General features: G+C 50.4%; 22 protein-coding genes and 1 other RNA gene. 13 read left to right on the top strand and 10 right to left on the bottom strand.

Going from position 1 to position 21,073, the window contains the following annotated elements; translation table 11 throughout:
* On the bottom strand, positions 1 to 560 hold a 560-nt coding region (locus K7397_RS18885), incomplete at its 3' end, for a rhomboid family intramembrane serine protease (RefSeq protein ID WP_223069955.1).
* A gap of 156 nt (positions 561 to 716) precedes the next feature.
* Between K7397_RS18885 and tpx the strand changes: the two genes are divergently transcribed.
* Positions 717 to 1,235, top strand: coding sequence for a thiol peroxidase (gene tpx, locus K7397_RS18880; protein ID WP_223069954.1), 519 nt, complete (start codon positions 717 to 719; stop codon positions 1,233 to 1,235).
* A 74-nt stretch (positions 1,236 to 1,309) separates the two neighbouring features.
* Here tpx and K7397_RS18875 read toward each other — a convergent pair whose 3' ends face one another.
* The 4 genes from K7397_RS18875 to cshA all read right to left on the bottom strand — a co-directional run bounded on the left by K7397_RS18875 (position 1,310) and on the right by cshA (position 4,705).
* A complete protein-coding gene (locus K7397_RS18875) occupies positions 1,310 to 1,702 on the bottom strand; it encodes a DUF1499 domain-containing protein (RefSeq protein WP_223069953.1) in 393 nt (130 codons plus the stop codon).
* 121 nt (positions 1,703 to 1,823) lie between these two features.
* Positions 1,824 to 2,013: non-coding RNA, 6S RNA (gene ssrS / locus K7397_RS18870), on the bottom strand.
* 109 nt (positions 2,014 to 2,122) lie between these two features.
* Positions 2,123 to 2,968, bottom strand: a complete 846-nt coding sequence (locus K7397_RS18865; RefSeq protein WP_223069952.1) for a YesL family protein — start codon at positions 2,966 to 2,968, stop codon at positions 2,123 to 2,125.
* 165 nt (positions 2,969 to 3,133) lie between these two features.
* Positions 3,134 to 4,705: a degradosome RNA helicase CshA gene (gene cshA / locus K7397_RS18860; protein ID WP_223069950.1), complete on the bottom strand. Its 1,572-nt coding sequence runs from the start codon at positions 4,703 to 4,705 to the stop codon at positions 3,134 to 3,136.
* 318 nt (positions 4,706 to 5,023) lie between these two features.
* Between cshA and K7397_RS18855 the strand changes: the two genes are divergently transcribed.
* The 3 genes from K7397_RS18855 (at position 5,024) to K7397_RS18845 (ending at position 7,782) form a co-directional block, all read left to right on the top strand.
* Positions 5,024 to 5,845, top strand: coding sequence for a YitT family protein (locus K7397_RS18855; RefSeq protein WP_223069947.1), 822 nt, complete (start codon positions 5,024 to 5,026; stop codon positions 5,843 to 5,845).
* Between the two features lie 213 nt (positions 5,846 to 6,058).
* The gene (locus tag K7397_RS18850) at positions 6,059 to 6,247 is read left to right on the top strand and encodes a hypothetical protein (protein ID WP_223069943.1); all 189 of its coding nucleotides are present in this window, start codon (positions 6,059 to 6,061) and stop codon (positions 6,245 to 6,247) included.
* 179 nt (positions 6,248 to 6,426) lie between these two features.
* Positions 6,427 to 7,782 (top strand): MATE family efflux transporter, encoded by a 1,356-nt coding sequence (locus K7397_RS18845; RefSeq protein ID WP_223069941.1) that lies wholly within the window; start codon positions 6,427 to 6,429, stop codon positions 7,780 to 7,782.
* A gap of 105 nt (positions 7,783 to 7,887) precedes the next feature.
* Here K7397_RS18845 and pfkA read toward each other — a convergent pair whose 3' ends face one another.
* The 3 genes from pfkA to K7397_RS18830 form a co-directional block, all read right to left on the bottom strand.
* Positions 7,888 to 8,859, bottom strand: a complete 972-nt coding sequence (gene pfkA, locus K7397_RS18840) for a 6-phosphofructokinase (RefSeq protein WP_223069938.1) — start codon at positions 8,857 to 8,859, stop codon at positions 7,888 to 7,890.
* Positions 8,860 to 8,986: 127 nt separating this feature from the next.
* Entirely contained in the window at positions 8,987 to 10,066 is a 1,080-nt protein-coding gene (locus K7397_RS18835) for a tetraprenyl-beta-curcumene synthase family protein (RefSeq protein ID WP_420488815.1), read from the bottom strand.
* A 181-nt stretch (positions 10,067 to 10,247) separates the two neighbouring features.
* Entirely contained in the window at positions 10,248 to 11,321 is a 1,074-nt protein-coding gene (locus K7397_RS18830; RefSeq protein WP_223069936.1) for a DNA glycosylase AlkZ-like family protein, read from the bottom strand.
* 190 nt (positions 11,322 to 11,511) lie between these two features.
* On the opposite strand from K7397_RS18830, the gene K7397_RS18825 reads away from it, so the two are divergent.
* Positions 11,512 to 11,994: a nucleoside deaminase gene (locus K7397_RS18825; protein ID WP_223069934.1), complete on the top strand. Its 483-nt coding sequence runs from the start codon at positions 11,512 to 11,514 to the stop codon at positions 11,992 to 11,994.
* A gap of 108 nt (positions 11,995 to 12,102) precedes the next feature.
* On the opposite strand, the gene K7397_RS18820 is transcribed toward K7397_RS18825, so the two are convergent.
* On the bottom strand, positions 12,103 to 12,300 hold the full coding sequence (locus K7397_RS18820) for a cold shock domain-containing protein (RefSeq protein WP_223069932.1): 198 nt from the start codon (positions 12,298 to 12,300) through the stop codon (positions 12,103 to 12,105).
* 235 nt (positions 12,301 to 12,535) lie between these two features.
* Between K7397_RS18820 and K7397_RS18815 the strand changes: the two genes are divergently transcribed.
* The 8 genes from K7397_RS18815 (at position 12,536) to K7397_RS18780 (ending at position 19,027) form a co-directional block, all read left to right on the top strand.
* The gene (locus K7397_RS18815; RefSeq protein ID WP_223069930.1) at positions 12,536 to 12,769 is read left to right on the top strand and encodes a hypothetical protein; all 234 of its coding nucleotides are present in this window, start codon (positions 12,536 to 12,538) and stop codon (positions 12,767 to 12,769) included.
* A 47-nt stretch (positions 12,770 to 12,816) separates the two neighbouring features.
* Positions 12,817 to 12,987: a hypothetical protein gene (locus K7397_RS18810; protein ID WP_223069927.1), complete on the top strand. Its 171-nt coding sequence runs from the start codon at positions 12,817 to 12,819 to the stop codon at positions 12,985 to 12,987.
* A 224-nt stretch (positions 12,988 to 13,211) separates the two neighbouring features.
* A complete protein-coding gene (gene pepF, locus K7397_RS18805) occupies positions 13,212 to 15,005 on the top strand; it encodes an oligoendopeptidase F (RefSeq protein ID WP_237691048.1) in 1,794 nt (597 codons plus the stop codon).
* A gap of 190 nt (positions 15,006 to 15,195) precedes the next feature.
* Entirely contained in the window at positions 15,196 to 15,552 is a 357-nt protein-coding gene (locus K7397_RS18800; protein ID WP_223069924.1) for a LapA family protein, read from the top strand.
* A gap of 29 nt (positions 15,553 to 15,581) precedes the next feature.
* A complete protein-coding gene (locus tag K7397_RS18795) occupies positions 15,582 to 16,619 on the top strand; it encodes a M42 family metallopeptidase (protein WP_223069921.1) in 1,038 nt (345 codons plus the stop codon).
* A gap of 316 nt (positions 16,620 to 16,935) precedes the next feature.
* The gene (gene serS / locus K7397_RS18790) at positions 16,936 to 18,252 is read left to right on the top strand and encodes a serine--tRNA ligase (RefSeq protein ID WP_223069919.1); all 1,317 of its coding nucleotides are present in this window, start codon (positions 16,936 to 16,938) and stop codon (positions 18,250 to 18,252) included.
* A gap of 147 nt (positions 18,253 to 18,399) precedes the next feature.
* Positions 18,400 to 18,609, top strand: a complete 210-nt coding sequence (locus K7397_RS18785; RefSeq protein ID WP_223069915.1) for a helix-turn-helix transcriptional regulator — start codon at positions 18,400 to 18,402, stop codon at positions 18,607 to 18,609.
* Positions 18,599 to 19,027: a hypothetical protein gene (locus K7397_RS18780; RefSeq protein WP_223069908.1), complete on the top strand. Its 429-nt coding sequence runs from the start codon at positions 18,599 to 18,601 to the stop codon at positions 19,025 to 19,027. Before K7397_RS18785 ends, K7397_RS18780 begins: the two co-directional genes overlap by 11 nt.
* Before the next feature lie 50 nt (positions 19,028 to 19,077).
* Here K7397_RS18780 and K7397_RS18775 read toward each other — a convergent pair whose 3' ends face one another.
* A complete protein-coding gene (locus K7397_RS18775) occupies positions 19,078 to 21,033 on the bottom strand; it encodes an ABC-F family ATP-binding cassette domain-containing protein (RefSeq protein ID WP_223069905.1) in 1,956 nt (651 codons plus the stop codon).
* Positions 21,034 to 21,073: the final 40 nt, after the last annotated feature.

The following is a 21,073-nucleotide window of genomic DNA, read 5'->3' as shown; positions in this document are numbered from 1 at the left end:
TACTTTCGTCGATACGCTTCTACGCACAGATTTCGCCGTACGCAGGTATCCAAGCTACACGGGGGCTTGGCCCCTCCCGTGACCGGACTTTCACCGGCTAGAAGATGCGTGCCTCTGGGCACGCCAATATACAAAAACGCGCCATAGACGCCGTAAATTGCGCCTGAAGCGCCGACTGAGATTGTTTCGACCATCTCATTCCGGTATAAAGCCATACTGAGCACATTCCCCAGGACACCGCTTCCCAGATACAACAGGACATATCTCCACCATCCGAGCAGCCGTTCCAGCGGAGGTGCGAAGACAAGAATGGCAAAGCAGTTGAACAGCAAATGGTCAAACCCATGATGCAAAAAGATAGCCACTACATACCTCCATAATTCCTCGCTGTAGGGAGGCTCCGAGCCTACAGCGCCAAAATGGAGCAAATTAGAAGTATCGTCGCTTCCCCCATTCAGCAGCAAAATAATGTACATCACTAAATTCGCTGCGAGGATGAGTGAAGTGACCGGATAATATTTCAAATAGCTCCTAAAGTTTTCATACCGGATAAAGATCATGACGTACCATCCTTTAAATTTAAACTACTTTCAATGGACAATTGCTTTTTAAAACGATTATAATTGATTTTGGCATGTAATACCAACGGAGGCCGTTAAGCTACAAGCTTCCACTAACGCCTAAATATACCATATAATCCTAAGGAGGAGATTCAAGTGGCACAAGAACGGACACAGGCAGCTACCTTTAAAGGCAATCCGATTACCCTGATAGGACCCGAGCTTAAAATTGGCGACACTGCACCGGATTTTTCTCTTAACAAAAATCTTTTGGAAGAAGCTTCTCTGAAGGATTTTGAAGGCAAGATCAAACTGATCAGCGTTGTTCCTTCGCTGGATACGGGCGTTTGCGATGCGCAAACCCGCCGTTTCAATCAGGAGGGTCATAATCTTGGAGATAAAGTGGTTATTCTTACAGTAAGTGTAGATCTTCCATTCGCTCAGGCGCGCTGGTGCGGCGCTGCCGGGATTGACCGGGTAATTACACTGTCCGACTATAAAACCAATTCTTTTGGCGAAGCATACGGCGTTCTGATCAAAGAATTCCGGCTTGACCATCGCGCTATTTTCGTGCTGGACGAAGACAACAAGATCCGGTACGCTCAGTATCTGGGCGAAATGTCCGAACATCCGGACTATGACAAAGCGATTGCCGCTGTCAAAGAACTGCTTTAAAACAGGCAGACCTGCGGTGCGTCCTCATAAAAAAAGCGAGTTCGGCTTTATCCCGTACTCGCTTTTTTTATGTATTAGGCGGTAGTCTTGTGCTTAGCCAGCTTTTTGTCCAAAACGGCAAACAGATTCAGGATATTCCGATAGTTGGCTCCGAGATCACCGAGCGAACCTCGAGTAGCCGAATAAATATCGACCGCGCTGCGGGTAGGACCTGTACCTACAATCGACACGGTAATATCCATAATCCGTCCGAATGCCGTTCTTTTCTCCAGCAAGATTTCCCCGACTGAAGGGACCTCATGGACGACCTTATAGCCCGGAATCTTTTTCAATGTCGAACTCACTTCGTCCCACAGTTTGTCTTTCGATAATTGATAATAGCGTGTTTTCAGTTCCGGCACTTTGGCGCGGTCACTTGTCCCCTCAATGCTGCGGAACAATCCTGTCAGCGTTCTTTTTAGCGACAATCTCGCTTCCTCCTCCGTCAACCCTGCAAATGTTATTTGCTTCTGAAACCAATTGTAGCATCAGGAAAAATAAAAAGCACCTTTCCAGCCTGGGGCAGAAATGGCGCTTACAATGAATAAGGATAGTCCCGCATATGCCGTCCGGTTACGGTGTCTGTGAACCTGCTAGGCAGGTGGGTGACCGCAGCTGCGGTTATGAATTCCCCTGATCGGATCGATAGGGCCTTTCAGCCGCGCAGCAATATGAGTCTCCCTAGACAATGTCATTGGTTCAAAACAACAAATAACCGAAACGTACATTGCAGGATGTACATTCATTATAGAGCCTGCCCCTGCAAAAGTAAACTAAGCTGCCAGCAATTGACCTTTGAAAATATCTCGCCTGAAAGTTTTCAGAGAGTTTCAGGCAATCAAGCATCGCTAAGGATTCCTACGATCCTTGGACTGCGGATCTTCCTCTAATGCATGCTCGGATTCCAACTTCGGCGTTTCGGCTTCCGCTTCTTTTTCCGAATCATCATCAGGCTCCGCTGCACCCGCTTGCGCAGCCGCCGACTCTTCGTTCATCTTGGCGATTTGAGCCTGCATTTTTGTAAACGTGGCATAGAAGTTGACAAATGCAAGCCAGGCGGTCAAACTTGCCGTGCCAAAAATGATCAGCCATTGAAACCTGGCCGTAATAAATATGAGCACTATGGCTCCCGCGACCGTCGTAAAAGCACGGAACGGACGAATGACCGTAAGCAGAATGGCATTTTTGATAATCAGGGAGGTCTTCATGTGATAATGAACAACCATCGAGAAGAAATTGAACATCGACACAAAAAGCAGAATTAAAAGTACGAGCATGATGATTCCGATCATTTGCAAGTTCTGCATCTTGCTCATATAAACGGAATAATCGACGGCCATAACCACAAACAACAGGGTATAAAAAATACCGCCGATCATGCTCTGCTTGTAGTTCTCTTTATACCCTTTAAAGTAAGTGCGGAATACGCTCACATCCGCCTCGCCCATGACCCATTTGCGGACAACGGTAAACAACGCTGCCGTAGCCGGAAACAATGTAAACGGTGCCAAGATTGCCATGCCGTATAGGGAAAGCGGATCATTGCCCAGGTCGTTCAAAATAAAAAGCACTTTGGTCAGCAAAAAAAACAGAAATGGGGACGAACATAGCAGCCATAGAAGATTGCTGCCCGATATTCTCATGATCCATTCCGTAATGCGGTACAAACCGCCCATAACTCCTTTAAATTCCAAGTAAGTCCTCCCCCTCGCATTCATCAACGATCTCTATATTTACTATACCTTATTCGACAAAAGCATTCCAGTTGATATCACTAGAATTTGCTTATTTCACCAAAATAGCACAAACAAGAAAACGATGCCATGACGGCATCGTTTTCCGTTTATTTCGTTCAACAATTAATGTTCGAATCTGTCTTCACTGCGTCCGTACGAACGGCGTCCTTCGTTGTTCGTGCGCGGCTTGCGGTCGGACGAACGGTAGTTATCCCGGTTTCCGCCATCTTTGCTGTAGCCGCCCTTGCCGCTGCCGTAGCCGCCGTATCCTCGCCCATCGCGGTTATCGCGGCGGTAGGAATTGCCGCTGCGGTTGCCATAGCCTGAAGGCTTGCGGCCGCTTGAACGGAGATCCGGTTTGCGGCGCTTCACCCGGATCGGCTCTTCTGGCGTAAGTTCGATTTCCGCTTCAGTGTTCTTGTCGCCCGTTACGAGCTTGATGGCAGCTGCAAGCAGATTAACCGAATCGTACTGCTCCAGGAGCTGGATCGCAATTCCTTTATACTCGTTCAGCTCGCCGCGCTCAACAATATCGATGAGACGCTCTGCTGTAATGCGCTGCTTGCCTTCAATAGCTTCGGCAATGCTTGGCAAAGGCTTGCGCGGAATGCGGTGGCGCGTTACACGCTCGATGAAATGCAAATGGTCAATTTCCCGCGGAGTTACAAAAGAATAGGCAGCCCCTTCTTTGCCCGCCCGGCCTGTCCGGCCAATCCGGTGCACATAGCTCTCGGGATCCTGAGGAAGGTCAAAGTTCACGACATGCGTTACACCCGATACGTCGAGTCCGCGTGCGGCCACGTCTGTGGCTACCAGAACATCGATGCTTCCGTCACGGAATTTGCGCATAACCGTATCACGCTGGTTCTGGGACAAGTCGCCATGCAGCCCGTCCGCCGAATATCCGCGTTTCTGCAGAGCTTCGGACAGCTCGTCTACCCGGCGTTTGGTGCGTCCGAAGACGATGGCAAGTTCCGGCGACTCCATGTCAAGCAGCCGGGAAAGCGCGTCAAACTTCTGGCGTTCGCTGACTTCAATATAAGCCTGATCGATCAGCGGGGCGCTCACTTGCTTAGGAATAACGGATACATGCTCCGGATTTTTCAAGAACTGCTGAGCCAGCTTCTGGATATTCGGAGGCATTGTAGCGGAAAACAACATGGTTTGCCGATCTTCAGGGACCATCTTCAGGATGGACTGGATATCATCCATAAAGCCCATGTCCAGCATTTCATCCGCTTCATCCAGTACGACGGTTTGGACATCGTCCAGTTTAATGGTTTTGCGGTTAATATGGTCAAGCAAACGACCCGGCGTTCCGATAATGATCTGCGGCTTCTTCTTCAAAGCGCGAATTTGACGGGAAATATCCTGCCCGCCGTAAATTGGCAGCGAACGGGTGCCCTTAAAACGGGACAACTTGCCGATTTCTTCAGCTACCTGAATGGCAAGCTCACGGGTCGGCGCCATGATCAGCGCTACAATCCGGTCCTCGTCACGGGGAATTTTATTGATAAGCGGAAGACCAAACGCCGCCGTCTTACCCGTACCTGTCTGTGCCTGTCCGATCAAATCCCTGCCCTGTATGGCAAATGGGATCGACTTGGCTTGAATCGGCGTCGCTTCCTCAAAACCAAGTTCGGTTACAGCTTGCAGTACCTTTGGCTCAAAGCCAAATTCTGAAAATGTGCTCAATATTGTTCAAACTCCTTCTATATGGTGGACAATTCCACAATCTTGACGTTATTCTTAAGTAGCGGTAAACGTTTATAGACTGTCCCAACGATCCTGAAAATTTGCACGGGCGATCCGTAAAATTAAGCAGGACGATCTAACCTATTACTAAACGGCACCGTTCATGAAGAAACAATGTGCTTCCGGGCAATTTATTATGAAAATGGAAATTCACTATCTACTCAAGAATATCTTAAACATTATATCACAAAACATTCACGAAACACCAGTTGCTCACAAAAGGATATTTGAAACTAATTTATTTTTGAGGTGAACGCTTTGCTGAAAGAAATCAGAAATAGCATCGTGGTCATTGTGGGGGCTGCGTTCATCGCGGCGGGGTTTAATCTATTTCTTGTTCCGCACAAGCTTCTTAGCGGCGGTGTCTCCGGCCTCTCCATGCTTACCACTTACATAACTCCGCTGAATCTTAGCGTTCTTTATCTGGCATACAACATTCCGCTGCTGATCGCAGGCTGGTTTCTGCTCGGCAAGCGATTTATCGGGCTTAGCATTTTGTCGGTCGTCTTCGTCACCTGGTTTGTCGCCTTGATTCCGGAAATGGACCTGGCTTCGGACAGTATTCTTTCAGCCGTCTTTGGGGGCGTTCTTGTCGGAATCGGAAGCGGAATTTCATTCCGTGTCGGTGGTTCTTCCGGCGGGTTTGATATTCTGGGCTCGATTGTGACCCGGTACCGCGACTTTCCGATCGGCAACATCCTTGTCGGCCTTAATGCCGTTATCGTGCTCGCTATGGGGTATTTGAACCAAAACTGGAATCTGGTGCTCGCCTCAATCGTGTCTCTCTACATTACAGGCAAAGTACTTGATCTGATTCATGTCGGCCATATTAAAATTACGGTTTATATCATCACTAATGAATCCGAGCGCATGCTCGAAAGGTTGCTGAGCCACCCGAGAGGCGTTACCAGAATTAAGACTGAAGGCGCTTTTTCCCATAAGGAAAAAGATATGCTGATGACAGTAACTACCATGTATGAGCTTGCAGATCTTAAAGAAATAATAAAGCAAACTGATCCATCCGCTTTCGTAAATATTGTTGAAACAGTCGGTGTTATGGGGTCTTTTAGACGCCGTTAGCCGTGCGGCCTGCAGGCCTGCTTCCTGACAAGGGAGCGGCACACCTGCTTTTAGGAGCAAATTATGTTACAATGAACTTGCGCCGGTTCTTCATCTCTTCCCGAGATTGTGCTGCCTTTTATTTCACAGACTTAGCTTTTCCGATGATCTTCGAATGATTCTGTTTCTTTCAAAACGAATGATTCCTAGGGAGAAAGGGTGATTGTTGTGGAAATGGAAACAGTAAAACTATCGCAAATCGTTACAAAGTGGTTTCCCGACATGCTTCCGTTCTTCAATCAGAAAGAGCTCAACTCCATCATTATGCTCAGGGACGGATTCAAGATGCTGGAACAGGAAGACGCAATGGAAATTATGCAATACAGCATTTGTGAGCATCAAAATTCAAAACTGCTGCATTAATTAAGTACAAAGCCGCTTCCCTGACGGGGCGGTTTTTTAGTGTTCGTTTTTTTGCTGTGGCTGTGCTTCTATTTCGGGACTCTCTTTTTATACAACAAGCTGTTCAAAGCCGGCAAAATGAACTAAAATAGTATTTTACATTCTATGTTAACAATTTGCCGAACGGAGTTTTCACCATCATGATGCCTACATCCTCAATCAAACAGAAGTACATCTTGTTTCTGCGCATTCTCGTACCAATTCTTATTACCCAGGTGACCCTGTCGCTCATGACCTTGTTCGACACCATGATGTCCGGGCATGCGAGCCCGGCTGATCTCGCCGGAGCCGCTGTCGGATCCAGCCTGTGGCTGCCAGTTCAGACCGGACTGAGCGGGATTCTGATGGCGGTAACTCCCCTGATCTCGCATTTGGTCGGGGAAGGACGGAAAGATAAGGTCGCCTATCAAGTCATGCAAGCCCTTATGCTTGCTGCCGCGATCGGCCTACTCGTAATTGTAGCGGGCGCCTTTGCGATCTCCCCTGTCCTGAATATGATGGGGCTGACGCCTAAAGTTCGTCATGTCGCTTATTATTTTCTGACCGCCATGGGCGCCGGCGTGCTTCCGCTGTTCGGGTATACGGTGCTTCGCTCCTGCATAGACGCTCTGGGGCAAACGCGGATATCCATGTTCATCACACTAACCTCGTTGCCTATCAATGTTGCAGCCAATTATGTGCTCATTTTCGGCAAATTCGGCTTCCCAAAGCTCGGCGGAATCGGATCCGGCGTGGCCTCTGCATTCACGTATTGGTGCATTTTTTTGCTGGCCCTCTTTGTCGTTCGTCAGAGTTCTGCCTTTAGCGAGTTCAGTCTGCTGCGCGAGTGGTCTCGGATCTCTCTGTCCAAGTGGAAGGAACTGCTCAAGGTGGGGCTGCCGATGGGGTTTGCGATCTTTTTCGAAGTCGCCGTCTTCGCAGCCGTCACTCTGCTGATGAGCCGGTTTGATACGATCACCATCGCGGCCCATCAATCTGCCAACAATTTTGCTACAACACTGTACATGGTTCCGCTCAGCATTTGTTCGGCGCTGACCATCCTGGTTGGGTACGAGGCCGGGGCTGCCCGAATGAAGGATGCTCGCCAGTATGGCTGGATCGGCATTGCAACTGCAGCGGGACTATCGCTGGTTACGGCAGCCGTTCTGATGCTCGTCCGGCAGGATATAGCCGAGCTCTACTCAAATGACATGGCGGTGATCGGACTGATCAAGCATTTTCTGATTTACGCGATCTTCTTTCAAATCTCCGACGCCATCGCTACTCCAATACAGGGCGTACTGCGGGGCTATAAAGACGTCAACTCCGCTTTCTGGATTACGCTGCTGTCTTATTGGGCGATTGCCCTTCCTGCCGGCTATGCGCTTGCCGATTATACGCGGCTTGGCCCTTATGGCTACTGGATTGGGCTGATTGTAGGGCTCGCCACTGCCGCCGTGCTGCTCAGCTTCAGTTTGGCAGGCATCCAGCGCAGATTAAACCGGCGAAAGGCTTGAGGAGCTTAAATAGAAAAAGGCATCCCGTAGATGAACCTTTCATCGTAGCGGATGCCTTTTTTCTTTACAATCTGATCGATATGCGGGAGCTAACGTCCCCTTCAATTATTGGGAAAGACGAAGCGCAAGCTCGTACAGCTCCATATTGAAATCTTTTTTCGTGCTGACTACCTTTTCGATCGGGGTTGCAACAAGCTGTCCGCTCATCAATCCGCAAGCTTTGTTGGAATCGCCCTCGATGAGCTTGCGGACCGCAAAATCGCCAAGGCGGCTGGCCAGGTTGCGGTCAAACGGAGTCGGCGAACCGCCGCGCTGAATGTGGCCGAGTACCGTTACGCGAGGATCGATGCTCGGATAGCGCTCTTTCAGGGCATCGGCAACGTCTTCTCCTCTGCCCACGCCTTCAGCGACAATAACGATACTGTGTCTCTTGCCGTGTTCGAAATTCTGCTTCATCCGGTCAGCGACTTCGTTCAGATCATAAGGAACCTCCGGAACGAGGATCGTTTCCGCACCGGAAGCCAGACCCGCGTGAAGGGCAATATCACCGCAGTGGCGTCCCATAACCTCTACGACGGAAGAACGCTCATGTGAAGACATCGTATCCCGCAATTTGTTGACCGCGTCAACAACAACGTTCACGGCCGTATCAAAGCCGATTGTGTAGTCCGTGAAGGAAATATCGTTGTCAATCGTCCCGGGAAGTCCCATTGTTTTGATGCCGAGCTGGCTCAATTTTGCCGCGCCCTGATAAGAACCGTCGCCTCCGACAACGACCAGGCCGTCAATCCCGTGATCGCGCAAAATTTGCGCGCCCTTTTGCTGACCTTCCAGCGTCTTGAACTCCAGACAGCGAGCGGACTGAAGAATGGTTCCCCCACGCTGAATGATGTCGCCTACACTGCGAATATCCATCTTAAAAATATCGTTGTTAAGCAGACCCTGGTAACCGCGCTGAATTCCGTACACCTCAAGTCCGTAGTACAAAGCGCTGCGGACGACAGCCCGTACGGCCGCATTCATCCCTTGGGAATCGCCACCACTGGTTAGAACTGCAATTTTTTTGACTGCTGACATGTCATTTTTCCTCCTCAAATATAGTAAAACCGGGCCTTCCGTTTCAAAGCTTCCTACTGCTTCATCACTCCAGAAGGGTTAAGCTAAAATCCCGTATCCTGCCGTCACTTGACGGCAACTGCACAAGCTACATAAATTTTCTGATCCACCTGCTGTTGACAAAAAAGAACAGACGGGTAAGCGGGCTTCTTCGCATCAGCCTCTTGGACACTTCTCTGATCTCCGGGTGCTGGCCTACCTTCGGATCCGACAGGTAAAGAGCCAGAAGCCCCTCGATAATCATTCGGTGAAACGATGAAACCGGAAGCGCCTGAATGTCTTGTCTGGCCGATTCGGCAATCATTTCGATACGTTTCAGCATCTCGCCGTCGTTTTCGTAATAACTGCAAAAGTTCAAATCCCCGCCTAGTTTATCTTCCGCCTGATCGATTAAATAATCCAGCAGTATATGAAGACCGCATACATGCGGGAAATACGCCCTATGTATCGTAATAGCGCTTGTATCATCCAGTCCGGGATCACAAGCAGCCAGAAACAGCATGAACATTCCGAGCGTCGAACCCGTAGCCGCCGCAAACTCATTCCAATGCAGATGAGGGGCGCGTTCGCGGTGCTTCTGTCTCCACGCAAGCAGCGCCGGCTCACGCTGCGCCGGTTGAATATGTTTGTACACCTGCAAATCGATATATAAACCAACCAGATCGACGACATACGGCTGCGCCGAAGCATACCCGGGCAGCTGCCGGATACAACTTCGGCAAGTGGTCACAAGGCCGATCAAATATCCGCCGTCATCCTTCTCATCGCGGAGTGCATAATAGTCTGCCATTTCTGTACCTGGATTGACGGCATCCAGCATAGACTGGTGAATCAAACGAAAATCGTCGGCATCAAGCGACGTGCTCCGGTCACACAGGTTGTCCAAATAATCGCTGATGGTTTGGAATGCGACAATCAAGGGAATCAGCACATGCCGCTGCGGCAAATTGGCTGCCGCATAAACCGATCCGCCCTGACAATGGAATTCTTTCGTTTGGATGCTGGCCATAGCTTGCTTTCGCAGTTCAGGATCGGGGATGATGGAAGCTTTCTGTCTTAAGCGGTTCAACTCCGTTCTAACGGATGGCAATATGAATTTGTATACGCGGTTCATCAAACGGACCGGGTCGCCCGGAATTTGATGACGGTTCCCGTTAATTTCGATCAATGGTTTGCCTCCACAACGTTGTCGAATACCTTAATAAAACAATCCTATTATAATATGCTCCATCTTTTTCTACAAATAAACTATATCACAAATAACTTTTGCGGAGGATAGCCCAGGCGCAAGATGGTTTAGGGCAAGAATGCCCCCTTGAAGATGCTGCTGCGATATACCTTTATTGTACCTATAAAGGACGCCCCTGGAACTTGAGAATGGAATGATGCTCCGGGGTATAAATGGCCCTGACTGCCGCTATAATTTCACCCTGCCTTGCCCAGGCGGCAGCCTCGTCAAGATCGACGAGAATATCGTCAACGTCATATGGCCCAATTCTCCAATGCCCTGTTACGGCACCCTGGAAACGGCCGTCTATCAGCAAGTATTGAAGCACTTCTTCCCCCGCGTATTTCTTCTTTAGCTCATCTAAATTGGCCCTGACCAGAAAATCCGATTTATCCAGCATAAAGACCGAAGGCTCAACCTGCGCAGTCTCAGAAGGGGCACCCTCCAGATCTAAAGATGCCATAAAGCCTCTGCCCCATGCTTCCATTTCCACTTCAGCAATTCGGCCGCTGCCAGCCAGTTCACGGACCGTGTCCCGAACAGCCTTGGCGGAAATACCCGCCCAGCTCTTGATTTGTCCTTCGGTGGCGAACACCATGGAGTTTATAAATTGAAGCACAACTTGACCTAACGCCTCAGCCTTCTCTTCGGGATGATCGCTGAGCTCGAACCACTCTTCGGCAAAATCAAGCCAGCCCGTATCCCAATCCTCGTCCGTCTGCAGCTCATAAACGAGAAACGCCTCGTGAAGCCCCTGCAATGCCTTCGTAATTTCCCCGGCAGGATAAGGGAGCTCCTCCTTCAGCTGTTCTTTGGAAAGACCGCCCGAGCTTTGGATCAAATCCAGGATGTGCCGGTGAATCGGGGCCTCTTTGGTCAATTTCTTTCGGAAAGCCGTGGCGTACAGCCGAAGATCCTCCTGGAGAACATAGGCGATCCGGCCGCCGTTAAAGCGCCCTTTAATAATCCGCTGCTGTTCGCGCAGCGCCGAGGCTAACGCTGCTCCCCCTTTCGGCAAGCGGTGGACCAGCTTGGGCGGATCGCCCGGGCGGGTAAAATGCACCGGTGCAACAGGCTGCAGGCGCTTGAACAGATCTAAATAAGCTTCTTCGTCTTCCTCATCATCCAGCGGCCGCGCCAGCCCCTGCCTGCTCATTCTTTCGGCTAGAACAGCTTCTTCTGTCCATGGCTGCATGTTACTCCTCCTATCCGGTCGCATTCTTAAGCAAAAGTTTAGCATCCCATTTATATCTCGGTCAAAAAATTCCCGGTTTCTTGTGACATTTTACAAGATTCCGGTTTCGTTCGAAAGCTTGTGATGACTTTTTGCCGTTCATCCTTTAAATTTAGGAAATACTAGATTTGAAATGAGGTGGAGTGGGCGTATGAACAGAGACGATCATTTATTGTTGTTAAGACGGTGCATTGAAATTTCGGAAAGTTCAAAACGTAACGGCAACACCCCGTTTGGAGCTTTGCTTGCGGACGATCAGGGACGGATCCTGCTTGAGCAGGAGAACATCGAAATTACGGAATCCAATTGTACCGGCCATGCAGAGACTACCCTGATGGAAGCGGCGTCCAAAAAGTATAGCCGCGATTTTCTGTGGAACTGTACCTTGTATACGTCAGTAGAACCATGCGCTATGTGTTCGGGATCCATTTATTGGGGAAATGTGGGCAAGGTTGTTTATGGCCTTCCTGAAAAACGGCTGCTTGAACTGACGGGGAACCATGAACAAAATCCTACGCTGGACATCCCCTGCCGGGAGATCTTTTCGCGCTCCCAGAAAAATATTGAGGTCATCGGTCCTTTCGAGGAGCTTGAACAGGAAATCATAGCTGTCCATGAAGGTTACTGGAACTGATACTTTAAAAATAAGCTCAGCAAAAAGACACAGCTTACGAGAAGCTGTGTCTTTATCATGTGCCGAAACCTAAACTTTATAAGTTATCCGCCCTAAGCGGAGACCTTCTTATAATTTGATTACGTTAGCGGCTTGAGGGCCACGGTTGCCTTCAGTAATTTCGAATTCAACTTCCTGACCTTCGTCCAAAGTTTTGAAGCCTTCGCCTTGGATTGCGGAGAAGTGTACAAATACGTCTTCGCCACCTTCAACTTGAATGAAGCCATAGCCTTTTTCTGCGTTAAACCATTTAACTGTACCTTTCAAGTGAACAACCTCCTAAAAATATCGTCATCGAGGACGATTACCTGTATTATACTGCATCCGTTTTGAGAATGCAATGTATGATTTAAAGCGCTTGCTAAGTAAACTTGTACGCCAAACCGGAAATGGCCGGGTCATATTACGCCCCGTATATCATTTGCTTTCCGGTAAATGCTGGGTTATGATTTTTAAAAAAGATTACATCTAAATCATCAGGAGAAATGGAGCAGGTCAAGCCATGATCAAAAAGCACCAAATTTACAAAAAAGACAAATGGAACATGATGACCGTTGAAGTTCAAGGAAAGTCGCTGATCTTACGGGAAATTTCCGATCAATGGGGCGAAGAAAGCCATACTTTCCTCAGCCGTCCGGCTCTGATGCAATGGGCTGAAAAGCGTTTCCCGAAGGAAGATTTCAAGGACCGGGAAGCGGAGTGGCAGGACATTATGAACGCGTTTAAGGAAATTTGAATCAGCCGGTTTATCTTAAAAGCCGAAGGAGTATGAGAACGAATATTATGAATTCTTCAGATGTTACCATCTTTGTCATTGTAGCTTTCGCAATGGCGATCGTAGTGCTGCTCAGCAGAAATAACATTCCGCCCCGCTTCAAACGCGGACTCGCCTTGTTCTCTGTCTTTATGGTCGTCGCCGCGTTTGCTCTGATTATTTACAGTTTTTTCCCCTGAACTGTCGTGAAAGGCTGCGGACAACGGCAAAATAATTGGCAGATAAAGGGGTCATACTAAAGGCCAAAAAAGAAAGCGGGCCTTGAACTATGAAAAGAACGAGCGTCATCCCCCTTCTTCTGGCAGGCAGCGTACTCATTGCCGCCGTGCCTTTGCCTTCAGATGTCTTGTCCGCAGGGCAGGATGACAGGTCTTCATATATTCATTCGAGGAGGATTTCACCCATGAGTAGTACACTGCTTAAACGTTCCGAAGTATCCAAAGAGAACACTTGGAACCTGGAGGATATTTTTCCAAGCGAGCAGGCTTGGGACCAGGCTTTCGAGGGGCTTAAGAAAGACTTGAAGAAAGCAGCCGGATTTGAAGGCAAGCTGACTTCCGCAGAACAGATCAAGGCGATATTTGAACTTGAAGACCGCCTCGGCCTTGAAACCGAACGTCTCTTTGTATACGCGCACCTGCACCACGACGAAGATACCGCCAATCCTACATACCAGGCGCTGCTCGAAAAAGCTAAAAAGCTGAGCGTTGAAGCCGGCGAGGCGCTTTCCTTTATCACACCGGAGATTCTCTCTTTACCGGAAGCCGAGCTTGACAACCTGATCGAAAGCGAGGAACTGAAGCCATTCCGCTTTACCTTGACAGAGATCAAACGGGAGAAAGCACACGTGCTCTCCAAAGCGGAGGAAGCGCTGCTGGCTCAGGTCGGGAACTTGTCGCAAGCTCCCCAAAACATTTTTGGCATGCTCAACAATGCGGACATGAAATTTCCGAAAATCAAGGATGAAAACGGCAAAGAAGTAGAACTTACCCACGGCAGCTATATTCAATTCCTGGAGAATCCGGACCGGGAAGTGCGCCGTCAGGCATTTAAAGCCGTATACGAAACATACAGCAAGCAAAAGAACACGCTCGCCGCTACGCTGAGTGCGAATATCAATAAAAACATGTTTTACGCGAAGGCCCGCAAATATCCTTCCGTTCTGGAAATGTCGCTTTATTCAGACAATATTTCCGTGGATGTCTACAACAATCTGATCAGCACGATTCACGAGAGCCTCCCGCTGCTTCACCGCTATATGAAGCTTCGCAAAAAGCTGCTGGGCGTGAATGAGCTGCATATGTACGATTTGTTCGCTCCTCTCGTGGAAGAATACAAATGGGATATCTCTTTTGAAGAAGCCAAGCAATTGTGCGCCGAAGGCCTTAAGCCGCTGGGAGACGATTATATCAAGACTCTTCAGGAAGGCTTCGATAACCGCTGGATCGACGTTTATGAAAATGAAGGCAAACGTACGGGCGCGTACAGCTGGGGCGCTTACGGCACCCATCCCTATGTGCTGCTGAATCACAAAGACAATTTGAACAGCATGTTCACCCTGGCGCACGAAATGGGCCATGCGCTGCACTCGTATTATTCGGATGAAGCACTGCCTTATCGCGACGCCCAATATACCATTTTCCTGGCCGAGGTAGCTTCAACAACCAACGAGGCGCTGCTGATGGATTATCTCCTTAAGCATGCCGACAATCCGAAGCAAAAGCTGTATCTGCTCACTTACTATGCAGACCAGTTCCGGACGACGGTGTTCCGCCAGACGATGTTTGCCGAATTCGAGAAGATCGTTCATGAACGCGCTGAAGCCGGCGTTTCCATGACGCCGCAGGAGCTGTCCTCCATCTACTATGAACTGAACCGCAAATATCACGGCGATGACATGGTGGTCGATAAAGATATCGAAATGGAATGGGCCCGCATTCCGCATTTCTACAGAAGCTTTTACGTGTACAAATACGCGACAGGCTTCTCGGCAGCTACCAGCTTTTCGAAACAGATTCTGGAAGAGGGGCAGCCGGCCGTGGACCGCTATCTCGGCTTCCTCAAGAGCGGGGGCAGTGATTACTCCATCAATATTCTGAGCAAAGCCGGCGTCGATATGTCTTCACCACAGCCGGTGCGTGACGCGATGAGCGTCTTTAAGGACGTCATCGAGCAAATGGAGCAGCTCACCAAGTAATGTTCCGGATCAAGTAGAAACGGCAATTCCGTCCTTTACAAAGACGGTATCCGTTTCTTTCGAGAACTATAAGAAAGTATAGGGCTTTCACTTATACTTTCTTATAGTTGAACAAATCCCTTGCCCGGGCAGGGCAAGGGATTTTATACTGTTCACAGGTAGTGAAACAGAAAGATAAGGGGGTTTTTATTTGAAAATACAATGGTCACTGATTCTCGCGCTCATTTTCGCCTTGATCACTGCCGTTTTTGCGGTTATTAATGTAGATCCGGTGCGGGTCAATCTGTTGTTCGGTTCCGTGACGCTTCCGCTTATACTGCTCATTTTAGGCAGCACGCTGCTTGGCGGAATTATTGTTGGCGCCTTCGGCATTTATCGCAGCTTCCGGTTGCAGAAACAGGTCAAGCAGCTGAACGCCAAGCTGCAGCGTATTCAGGATGAGACCGGCTATGATCCGGATGCGCCTGCTCCAGCGGCGGTTTCCAATAATGAAAATGCCGAAGGGGCACCGTCCGAAAATCCGGCCATTCATAACGGAAACATTTAATCCAGGTTCTGTCAGGAGGTTCCATATCCATGTCCATTACCATCCATGAAGAATACGTCATTACCCTGCTTAAAAAGCTGCTGGATACACCAAGTCCGAGCGGATATACCCACCATGTCATGCAGATCATAGAAGATGAAGCGGACAAGCTGGGAGTTCCCTTTGAGCGTAACGCGAAAGGCGGGGGCATTCTCAGACTTCAGGGAGAAGACCATTTGAGCCCGCTTTGCTTAAGCGCCCACGTCGATACCTTGGGAGCGATCGTCCGTTCCGTGACCTCCCGCGGCACACTTGCCATTACGTCCGTCGGCGGATTTATGATGCACAGCATTGAAAATGAATACTGCCAAATACATACGCGCGATGGCAGAACCTACACCGGCACGATCCTGTCCACGCATCCTTCCGTTCACGTGTACAGCGATGCTAGAGAGTTTCCGCGCCAGGAGAAAAATATGGAGGTTCGCATCGATGAGCTCGTTGAAACCAAAGACGATGTGCTAAAGCTGGGCATTAACAACGGCGATTTCATTTCGTTCGATGCGCGGGCCGTCGTAACAAAGAGCGGGTTCATCAAATCCCGCCACATCGATGATAAAGCCAGTGTCGCCGCCCTGTTTGGCCTGCTTGAATCCTCCAAGCGTGAAGGGTGGATACCGAAACGCGATCTGGTGCTGCTCATTTCCAATTATGAAGAAGTCGGCCATGGGGCCGCCTTTATCCCGGAAGGCATCCGGGAAATGATCGCTGTGGATATGGGCTGTATAGGCGACGACCTGTCCTGCAAGGAGACCGACGTTTCGATTTGCGCAAAAGATTCCAGCGGTCCGTATGATTACGATATGACAAGCAAGTTGATTGAACTGGCCAAACGGGAAAACATTCCGTATGCCGTCGACATTTACCCGCAGTACGGATCTGACGCATCCGCAGCGCTGCGCGCTGGCCATAATATCCGTGCAGCCCTGATCGGGCCGGGCGTTCACGCCTCCCACGCCATGGAGCGTACGACGAAGCAGGCCGTGGTGAATACGGCGCGTTTGCTTGGAGCGTATGTGGGCGCTTAAGATAGAGCTTCCGGATATAAAGACGGCTGCCAAGCGCCTGTCCTGCTTGCAAAAAACGGCGCGCTTCGCTATACTGTGTGAAAAGTCAATAATTCCTGATTATGCCTGTGAAGAGCATCCAACTCGGAGGCGTTTTCGTCAAGGGAAGCTTAAGGCTCTCCCCTAAGTTAACCGGCACCGCCCGTTACCGCGGAACCAAAGAGGACATTATTCCCCTGGAATAATGTCAAGTTGGGTGGCACCGCGAGTCCAAGCGCTCCTCGTCCCAAAAGACGAGGGCGCTTTTTGTATTTTTAGGACAAAGGAGACGGTGTAAATGCTTGACATCAAATGGATCAGGGAACATGCCGCAGAGCTTCAGGAAATCGCGGACCAGAAAGGAATCGATGTTTCACTCAGTGACCTGCTTATGTGGGACCAAAAGCGGAGAAATCTGCTGCAGGAGATGGAGCAGCTCAGACAAAATCGAAATGCGCTCACGGGAGCCATTCACGCGGCCATGCAGCAAGGCGGCAAAACCGAAGCGCAAACGCTCAAGCAAAAAGTTAAAGAGAACAACAGCCGGCTGGAAGAAGCGCAGCGGGTCTGGAGGGAAGCGGTCGACCATTTCAACCGGCTCATGCTGCTTGTCCCGAATCCGGTATCGCCGGATACGCCGCGAGGAAGCTCGGATCAGGATAATGTTATGGTCCGGAGCTTTGGCAAGGCGCCCGAATTTCCTTTCACTCCCAAAGATCATGTCCAGCTCGGACAGCTGCACGGCATGATCGATATCGCCCGCGGCGTCAAAACAGCCGGCAGCCGAAATTATTACCTTACAGGGGACGGATTCTGGCTGCATCGCGCTGTGCAGCAGCTTGCCCTCGATGTACTGGTCCGCAAAGGCTTTACCTGCATGGAGGTGCCCCTCATGGTGGGGACGGAAGCCATGGTGCATACCGGTTTTTTCCCGCTTGGCGAAGATCAGTCGTACCGCATTGCGGGCGAGGACCGGTGGCTGGTCGGGACTGCGGAGGTGCCGCTGATCAGCTATTACAGCGGCGATATCGTGGATGTCGCATGTCCGATCAGGGCAGCGTCGGCGTCGGTCTGCTTCCGGAGCGAAGTAGGCTCGGCCGGAAGGGATACGACCGGACTGTACCGGGTTCATCAGTTTTCAAAGGTGGAGCAGGTCGTCCTTTGCCGAAACGATGCAGCTCTCTCGGAACAACTGCTTCAGGAAATTACGGCCAACGCCGAAGAAATTCTGCAGCTGCTGGAGCTGCCTTACCGGGTTATGGCCGTCTGCACCGGCGACATGTCGCAGAAAACTTACAAGCAGTATGACATCGAAACGTGGATGCCCAGCCGCGGCAGCTACGGCGAAACCCATTCGTCGTCCAACCTGCTTGATTTTCAGGCTCGCCGGTCGAACATCCGCTACCGTGACGAGGACGGAAAGCTTGAGTACTGCCATACGCTGAACAACACGGCTGTAGCGACACCCCGCATCCTCATCCCACTGCTTGAAAATCACCAGCAGGAAGACGGATCGATCTACGTCCCGCGTGCGCTCCGTCCATACATGGGCGGCAGAACCAAGCTCGTTCCTCCCGCTGCCGAAAGCAGCAATCCGGAGACGATTATGAGCTGATTGCTGCCAGCCACAAGATGACTTCCGCTTTTTCGCGGAGGTCATTTTTTTATAGATTCCACTTATGGAAAGTTTGCTTTACATATAATCCATACTGTGCTAAGATCAAATGGAAAGTTAACTTTACATTAGGACCGAGGTGCTGACTTGAAGAACAGGCTGGAAGAATTGCGCAAGCAGCGCAACATTAAACAGGAGGAATTGGCGGCGGCACTGGAGGTTTCCAGGCAAACGATCGGTTCGCTTGAAAACGGCCGCTACAATCCGTCCATCCTGCTGGCGTTTAAAATCGCCAGATATTTTCAGATGCCGATTGAAGAAATTTTTATTTACGAGGAGGATGAAAATGAACACTAGCAAAAGATTGGGGTACGTGGCCGTCTCCCTGGCAGGAGTGATTTTGCTTATTCTCGGCGGATTTGTGCTGACTTCGGATGCGTATAAAATGGTTTCCGGACTTTGCATCGGTTTAGGCTCGGCCATGACCGTTCTGGGAATCGGCAACTTGCTTTCGACCTTGGTGCGGGGCAGGCCTAAGGATGAAGAATTCCAGCGTGTAAAGGCAATTGAGGTGAACGATGAACGGAATGTTCGAATCCGGGAAAAAACAGGTTACTCGGTCAGCAAGACGATGAACTACCTCATTTGCGTGTTAGTGCTGACTCTAGGATTTATGAAGGCCGACAGGCTGGTGATCCTGATGGTTGCTTCCTTGCTGGTAGCCGAGCTCGTGCTGGTCATTGCATTTTCCAAATACTATTCAAAAAAAATATAAAAACAAACAGCGAAACTGCCCGTGATGGCGTTTCGCTGTTTGTTTTCGGGTTACCCGCGCTGAGCTTCGATGCGCTCCGCCAGCTCGTTCAAATACGTCCAGCGTTCAATCAAACGCTCGAGCTCCGCCTCTGCCGCCTGCTGCTGCTGCATCAGCTCCTGAAGCCGAACCGCATCGCTGGCCGCCCCTTCCATTTCCGCATTGATCCGCTCCAGCTTTTGCTCTGCGGCTTCCACCAGGCCGTCAATGGCCTCGTATTCGCGCTGCTCGTTATAGCTGAATTTCAGCTTCTCGGTTCGCGCAGGCTGACTTGGCCGGGTGTTTTCGGTGACCGCAGAAGCGGATAGCGCACGGTCTTTGCCCGGCTTGTTCAGCCCTTCCTCCGCTTTGCTCCTTTCGCTGCCCCCGGCTGTGCGAATCCGCTCCGCATATTCGCTGTAGTCTCCGACATGCACGGCTACCACTGCGGCCCCTTCAAAGGCCATGATCTTGTCAACCGTCCGGTCCAGAAAATAGCGATCATGGGAAACGGTAAATACAGCGCCCGGAAATTCATCCAGATAAGCTTCAAGCACACTTAGCGTCTGGATGTCCAGATCGTTGGTCGGTTCGTCGAGCAGCAGCACATTCGGCGCGCTCATGAGCACGCGGAGCAAATAAAGGCGCCGCTTCTCACCGCCCGAAAGCTTGCCGATTGGCGTCCACTGCATGGCGGAAGGGAATAAAAAGCGCTCCAGCATTTGGGACGCGGTAATGCGCGAGCCGTCCGCCGTTGTTACGACTTCCGCTTCTTCCTTGATATATTCGATCACGCGCTGGTCCGGCTTCATCTCCTGATGCTCCTGCGTGTAATAGCCCAGCTTCACGGTCTGGCCCAGCTCAATATGTCCTCCAGTAGGCTTAAGCCGTCCGGCAATCAGATTCAGCAGCGTCGATTTGCCGCTTCCGTTCGGCCCGATGATCCCGACTCTGTCGTGCGGAACGGCCGTGTAGGTCAAGTTCGAGATCAGCGTGCGGCCATTGACCGTGTAATGCAAATCGTCAATTTCTACAATTTTACGCCCCAGGCGCGAAGATGCTACGGACATATCCAGCGAAGCTGAACGCTGGTCGGGAGCCTGCTCCATCAGCTTCTCGAAGCGTTCAATACGCGCCTTCTGTTTCGTGGATCTGGCTTTCGCTCCGCGGCGAATCCAGGCCAGCTCGGTCCGGAGCAGATTTTGCCGCTTCTGCTCGGCCGATGCCTCACGCTCTTCCCGTTCGGCCTTCAGCTCCAGGAAGCGGGTGTAATTCGCATCATACCGGTACAAGTTGCCCCGGTCCAGCTCCAGCATGACGTCGCATACCCGGTCCAAAAAATAGCGGTCATGCGTAATCATGAGCAAAGCGCCGCGTCGTTTCTGCAAATACTGTTCCAGCCATGCGACCGATTCGTTATCGATATGGTTGGTGGGCTCGTCCAGGATTAGCAGCTCGGAAGGCTGGATCAGCGCCGAAGCCAACGCGACGCGCTTGCGCTGTCCGCCTGACAGCTCTCCCATTTTACGGTCAACATCCTCGATGCCTAGCTTGGACAGCACGCTTTTGGCTTCACTTTCAAGCTGCCAGGCCTGCAGCCGGTCGATCGTCTGGCCGAGTTTCGCCAGCTTTTCCTGAAGGGCCGCGTCATCGCCGTTTTGTTCAAGCAGCCGGAGCGTCTCCATGTATTGAAACACAGAACGAAGCTCTTCGCCTTCCCCCCGGAAAACCTGCTGGAGCACCGTCGCGTCCGGATCATAGTCCGGATTTTGGGCCAGGTAGCGGATCCGCACATCGTTGTTGACGGATACCTTACCTTCATCCGGCGTATCCAGGCCCGCTATAACGCGCAAAAAAGTAGATTTGCCCGTGCCGTTTACGCCAACCAGCCCGATTTTGTCCTGATCTTCCATTCCGAAAGAGACGCCATCGAACAGAACTTTTTCCCCATAGGTTTTAGACAGCTGTTCTGCCGTTAATATGTTCATTTTGTCTCCTTTTGTGCATGATTTAAACAAACATCCTGAT

The sequence above is a fragment of the Paenibacillus caui genome (genome assembly GCF_019904135.1).
GTDB classification, from domain to species: Bacteria; Bacillota; Bacilli; order Paenibacillales; family Paenibacillaceae; genus Fontibacillus; species Fontibacillus caui.
Note: the sequence above shows the minus strand (reverse complement) of the source record. Positions and strands in the feature narration are given on the sequence as shown.